At 29.9% G+C, this 6,000-nt stretch carries 6 protein-coding genes; 4 read left to right on the forward strand and 2 right to left on the reverse strand.

Going from position 1 to position 6,000, the window contains the following annotated elements:
• The first annotated feature begins 89 nt into the window (after positions 1 to 89).
• Together A9G08_RS05715 and A9G08_RS05720 are read left to right on the forward strand one after the other, a co-directional pair.
• Positions 90 to 1,130: an SIR2 family protein gene (locus A9G08_RS05715; protein WP_065562767.1), complete on the forward strand. Its 1,041-nt coding sequence runs from the start codon at positions 90 to 92 to the stop codon at positions 1,128 to 1,130.
• A 9-nt stretch (positions 1,131 to 1,139) separates the two neighbouring features.
• Complete coding sequence (locus A9G08_RS05720; protein ID WP_065562768.1) at positions 1,140 to 2,963, forward strand: ATP-binding protein; 1,824 nt, start codon at positions 1,140 to 1,142, stop codon at positions 2,961 to 2,963.
• A 108-nt stretch (positions 2,964 to 3,071) separates the two neighbouring features.
• On the opposite strand, the gene A9G08_RS05725 is transcribed toward A9G08_RS05720, so the two are convergent.
• Both A9G08_RS05725 and A9G08_RS05730 read right to left on the reverse strand, forming a co-directional pair.
• Complete coding sequence (locus A9G08_RS05725) at positions 3,072 to 3,824, reverse strand: hypothetical protein (RefSeq protein ID WP_065562769.1); 753 nt, start codon at positions 3,822 to 3,824, stop codon at positions 3,072 to 3,074.
• Position 3,825: 1 nt separating this feature from the next.
• On the reverse strand, positions 3,826 to 4,530 hold the full coding sequence (locus A9G08_RS05730) for a JAB domain-containing protein (protein ID WP_081299505.1): 705 nt from the start codon (positions 4,528 to 4,530) through the stop codon (positions 3,826 to 3,828).
• Positions 4,531 to 4,682: 152 nt separating this feature from the next.
• Between A9G08_RS05730 and A9G08_RS05735 the strand changes: the two genes are divergently transcribed.
• Positions 4,683 to 5,375 carry a hypothetical protein gene (locus A9G08_RS05735; protein ID WP_065562770.1) on the forward strand — a complete coding sequence of 231 codons (693 nt, stop codon included), beginning with the start codon at positions 4,683 to 4,685 and terminating at the stop codon, positions 5,373 to 5,375.
• Between the two features lie 176 nt (positions 5,376 to 5,551).
• A partial coding sequence (locus A9G08_RS11760; RefSeq protein WP_218058418.1) for a hypothetical protein occupies positions 5,552 to 6,000 on the forward strand: 449 nt, incomplete at its 3' end.

Consider the following 6,000-nt stretch of genomic DNA (forward strand, 5'->3'; position numbering starts at 1 on the left):
AATTATAATTTATATGCAATTATAGATACTTATTTAGTATAAATTTGGTATGTTATACTAAACCGATATTTAGGAGAGGATAAATATTTGTGGCATTAGTAAAAACATATAATAAAAATGACAAAAATGAAATTGAATATTTTCAACGCATATTTCAATCTGCCAATATTAATTTTTTGATTGGTTCGGGGGCATCTAAACCAGCCATAAATATATTAGGGACCATTGAATTCGACTTACAACAACATATAATAAATCGAGACGAAGTTAGTTATTATAATCTTTCAGAAAGTTTTTTGCGTGGTGTATGGGATGCTACTGATATTTTGTTAGATAGAACTTATGAAAGTTCTATTTACTGTTTTCTAAAAGAATTTGTTAATAATGTAAAAACTACACAGAGAAATTATATAAAATTTATATCTATTCTAGAAAATATCTTAATTAAAAGGCGAACTGGTTTACTTCCAAGAAGAGCAAATATTTTTACGACTAATTATGATTTATTTATAGAAGATGCAGCAACATATAGACATAATTTAATTTTAAATGATGGTTTTACCCATAGAAAAAATATTTATAATGAGTATATTTATGACTCTAAAAGTTTTTATCGATCGATTTATAACACTGGAAACTTTTATAACTATAGCATTGAATTACCAACGATAAACTTAATTAAATTACATGGTTCTCTTTCATGGAAAAAAGAGGGTGATGATGTCTATTATAAAATTCCTCCAATAAAACCAATTCGATTTGAAGATAGCCAAAACCAAAAAGATTGGGTTAATCAACATGCATTAGTTCTTCCTCGTAAAGAGAAATTTAAAGAAACTGTCTTAGAAAATATTTATTATGATTTGTTAAGAACCTATTCTAACGAATTGGATAAAGAAGGAACATTATTAATTGTTTTTGGATTTTCTTTTGCTGATGAGCATATCGAATTATTAACTAAAAAAGCTTTACGAAATACGACACTCAAATTAATGATATTTGCCTATAACGAGAGCAGTACTGAATCTTATAATGATAAATTTAAAGATTTTGCCAATGTAGAAATTGTTTATTTAAAAGACGAGGATATGGATTTAGAAAAGTTTTGCTCAATATTAGAAATTATTTAGGTTATAACTATGAATGAATTTTTCATTGAAGATGAAGCAGTACTCAGAATTGGTGAAGTTGTTGAAGTATCAGGAAGATATATTACTATTCTGGTTGATAAAAATAAAAATCTTAGTGATCTCTTTTTTAAAGGAAAAGTTTTAAAAAATGTTTCTGTAAACAGTTTTATTGAAATAAAAAAGGGGTTTCTTAGTTTAATTGTAAAAATTGAATCAGAAAAAATTATAGAAGATAAAAAAAATGATTTAAATAATACCGGTGGTTCCAGTGCAAATCATTACCTTCGTTTTTTAACTACATCATTACTTGGATACATTGATAATCAAGGAAAATTTGCAGGCGGAACAAGGGAATTTCCTCTGATTGGTAACGAAGCTTTTATCGTCACTGAAAATATTATTCAAAGCATTCATGCTATAACAACTAAAAATGATTTCAGTATAAATTTTGCTAAAACAGACCTAGAAAATATAGATATTTCAATTCCTGTTGACGGGTTATTAAATTCACATATAGCTATTTTTGGTAATACAGGTAGTGGCAAATCAAATACTTTAGCTGCTTTGTACAAAAATGGTTATGAAAAATTGAAAGCCAAGATCATAAATGATTTTCAGAATAAATGCCGATTTTTGTTATTTGATTTTAATGGTGAATATACTTCTAATGATTGTATTACTCCCGACAAAAAGGTTTATAATCTCTCTACTCAGACAAATAATGGCGATAAAATACCAATTCCTAAAGAAATGTTACTTGAACATGAAATGCTTTCTATTTTATCCGATGCTAGAGATAAAACACAAAAACCTTTTTTAAAAAGAGTATTAAGCCTTTATAACGCTGTTTACAAAGCGGATAATCCATTATGTTATTTTCGAAGTATACTTAAGAAAAGTATAAAAAATACTTTTTTAAGTAGTGATAAATTAAAAGCAGATACTATTATCGATCTTTATCGCCAGTTATTTGATAACGATGAAATTGTGAGTGATATTAAATTTAATGCTAATATTAATCAAAAAAAATGGGTGTTCGTAAATAAAAATGGTTTTATTGAAGAAGAATCTTCCATTCCGAAAATGTATATTTATTCATGTGCAGAATCGTTTACTTTTCCATCGGATTTATTAGGTATTTTCCTAAAATTTAGCTATTTGCAATTAATAAAAGAAATATTATCAAATCAATCCGAACACTCTCATGTTTCCCCTGTAATTAATAGACTTGTTAGTAATAAAAATGATATCAAAAAAATTTTTGATACTTCGGGAAAAGAGGAATTTTGGAAAGAAAGTAATTTTATTGTTATTAATCTAAATATGGTTAATCTCACAATGAAAAAAACACTTCCATTATTAATATCAAAATGGGCTTATGAAAATAAAAAACAGGAAGATAAAAAATCCTCACTTTCATTTATAATTGATGAGGCTCATAACATTCTTTCCAATACATCAAATAGAGAGTCAGAAAATTGGAAAGATTATCGCCTAGAAACATTTGAAGAAATTATCAAAGAAGGTCGAAAATTTGGTGTATTTGTTACTATTTCCAGTCAAAGACCAAATGACATATCGCCAACAATTATTTCACAAGCTCATAACTATTTCATCCATCGATTAATTAATCAAAATGATTTATATGCCATTCAAAAAGCAGTTTCGTATATTGATAAAGTTAGTGAAGAATCAATACCGACATTGCCAAGAGGTACATGTATATTTAGTGGTGTGTTAAGTCAGATGCCACTTAAATTGAGAGTGACTGAATTAGATAATAAACATAAACCTAAAAGTAATACGTTATCTTTTAATGATTTTATAGATTAAATAATAACATTTAAGAACGTTATATTTGAGTTGTTCATGATCTTCTTTACCCGTTTAACAACCAACTCTATAATCCAGTTAATACCTTTTTGAACTAGCATGTTTAAATTATTTTCGATGTGCTTTTTTAATTGTTTCAATTGCTGATTTTTCCTTGGAATTTTTCTCTTCTTTTTTTAAGCATTTCTGGGTGTTTAATTCGGATAATCGAGAACTAATTTTTTGAATAGCTCTTGAGTTTTTTTTAATCAATTTATAGGTAGAAATTGAATCTCCTATTTTTTGAAAAAAAATTAACACGCATATTAAACTTGCTAAATAAAACATTAAACAAAAGATAGTCCAGACAATTACTTCAAAATTAGTATTATTTTGTGCTAAGACTGACTTTTCTATTGCCTGTAATTTACAATATATACATAAACCTAAGAAAAAAATGAAAGCTACAAGTACACCAAAAATTTTTTTTAAAGAACCAGATTTATCAAATATTAGAGCTTTTTTAGATTCTCTGAATACTGAATAGGTAGCAAATTTTTTAGCCTCTTTAATTGTCCGACAAAGATTGTATTTTAACAAAAAAATCATGATTTTCTGTTTAGATATATCTCTCTCATTCAAAAAAATACGACCATATTCTTGTTCCATTATTTTATTGATAACATGTGTTTTTTCGCTATAACCATCTAATTCTTTAAATTTATCTTTATATTCATCTAGTTTTTCAAGTTTTGATTTTCGAAAAAGATAAGGGAATAGGTTTTTAAAGAACCAGTTAAATACTGATAATATAACCAAAAGAATCCCCAAAAAACCATAACTATTCATTGCATGTTCAATGTCTTGAATTGAAGATATCACCTTATTCTCCTTTTCTGATAATCCTTTCAACTTTCTTCGGTGTGATTTCCATTATTTTAGCAATAGTTTCAATATCAACACCTTTATTAAATAACGCATTTGCTAATGCCTTGGCTTGTGCAAGCGCTGCTTCTTTTTGTTCCTTTTCCGCTTTCGCTTTCTGTTGAGCTGTTTTTGTCTTATCCTTTTCAATCGCCAACTTCTCTTTAGCAATCAACTTTTCTTCCTTACGGATGCGTTCAACCACTTGATAAGTTGGGACGTATTTTAGGCTTTGCTCTAACTCGTCCATAAGTTTAGTACTTCGGAAGCTGATATAGGTTTTTGGGGTGATAATTAGGTGGTCGATTAGGTCGATATTCAAAATACGGCCGACTTGAATTAGGCGATCAGTGATATCTTTATCTGCTTCGGACGGTGTCAGCGATCCTGACGGGTGATTATGAACTAATATCACGCGTGAGGCGTTTTTCATTACCGCAACACGAAATACATTCATCGGTTCAACATCGACCGATTTATAACTGCCAAGTGCAATCAGTTCGATATACAGGATATAACCAGCTTGATTCATCCCAATCATCCAAAGATGTTCTTTTTCTTGGTCGATTTGGTTATCACGCAATAACACACGTTGCATAATGCTGTACACATCATCTGTGCCTTCAATATAGCGTTTGTCATGCTTAGTCAGTTTAATATCCATCGTATCACCTTGTAAAATCAGTTAAAAAATAATATAGCATATTCTGTTTAGGCTGGGCAGTCGTTAATTAAACAATTCCAACTGTTTACTTTTTAGGTTATAGTGTTTGTGAAAATTATTGAGGAGTCTATACCGTTATAAGGAGCGTAATAATGTATCATGCAATTTTACCGAGTAAGCAACAGCCTGCTGCAGAGCGATTTTTGCAACAGTTGCCGAAGTTAGTTGCAGCAAGTCCTTTATGCCAGCGCCTTAAACCTACATCATTGCTGATTGATATTGCTGCGTATACCTTAACGGCTCAGCCCCACAGTTTTATTGCTGCTCAATTCAACCTGTCACCACGAGCAGCTCGTAGGCGGGATAATGTTATTCGACAATTGCTGGAACAGCATGAGCCTGACCTTTATCAAGCGGTATTAGACCTTGAGCAAACCACCCCTGACCAGGTCAGTCAGCAAGCGCAAGCATTTAAATCATGGCTTAAAGATTTGCTCAGTACAACCGTCATGCCTTGCGATTATTGCGAATCACCTCTGACGGTTCGTATTGGTCACCGCCTTAATTTTCGTTGCCGAAGCTGTCGACGTACGTTTAATCCGCTCAAAAAATATCAATTAAATCATTTATCTCATTGCGAACTGTGGTTGCCTTTTGTTGACTTATTGCTACAAGGTGAAACCCTTAAAACCGCTAATCAGCAATTAGGGATTAACTCCAATACCGCCGCTAAATGGAAGTCCTGTTTTCTGTGGATAATGGAAAAGCAAGGGTTTTCCATATTGGCGAATTATTGCCGAGTAAAGCGACGCCAACGTTATCGGCAAATTTGGTTAGGCATATAAACTGATGTGATTTTTTTACAGATTAGTGAATTAAATTTTAACATTGGCATCAATGATTCTAATGTTAAAATTATTGAGATGTGTATGCTACTTTAATGTAAATAATCATACTTAAGTAACACATTATCAATGATAATGAGTAATATGCATAAAGTACTTCATAAAATTAAGGAATAATGGAAATGGAAAGGGATAGACAAAATTATTTAATCTTCAATTCAAATGATTTACTGAAGTTATCACTAATTTTTTTTACAGTAATGCACGCTATTCGAATATTATTAGAAGCCCCATATGCTTTGCTAGTATTTAATAAAGGAGTATTGTTATTTTGTGGTACCTTACTGATTTTAGTTCTAAATATTGTTTGCATAGTTATATCGTTATACGTTTTTTTTCGTGTTATTGTGCAAATATTTATTCCCCAAAGTGATATGAATCAAAATGATCATACTTCGATAACTTTTTTTAGTTTATTTTTATATGCACTAGGTCATTTATTTCTTTTGTACCTTTGTATTTTTTGTACAGGAGATACTGATTTCTTATTTTGCTTGGTTGTTACTTTACCAATATTGTTTTATTCATTTATCAATTTAATTGGTGCTGTATTTATTTTTATATT

This window comes from Gilliamella sp. wkB195 (genome assembly GCF_001690445.1).
Lineage (GTDB): Bacteria > Pseudomonadota > Gammaproteobacteria > Enterobacterales > Orbaceae > Gilliamella > Gilliamella apicola_E.

Coding starts and splice junctions, on each gene's coding strand:
- A9G08_RS05720 (WP_065562768.1), top strand. CDS start 1,140: ATGAATGAATTTTTCATTGAAGATGAAGCAGTACTCAGAATTGGTGAA.
- A9G08_RS05730 (WP_081299505.1), bottom strand. CDS start 4,530: ATGGATATTAAACTGACTAAGCATGACAAACGCTATATTGAAGGCACA.
- A9G08_RS05735 (WP_065562770.1), top strand. CDS start 4,683: ATGTATCATGCAATTTTACCGAGTAAGCAACAGCCTGCTGCAGAGCGA.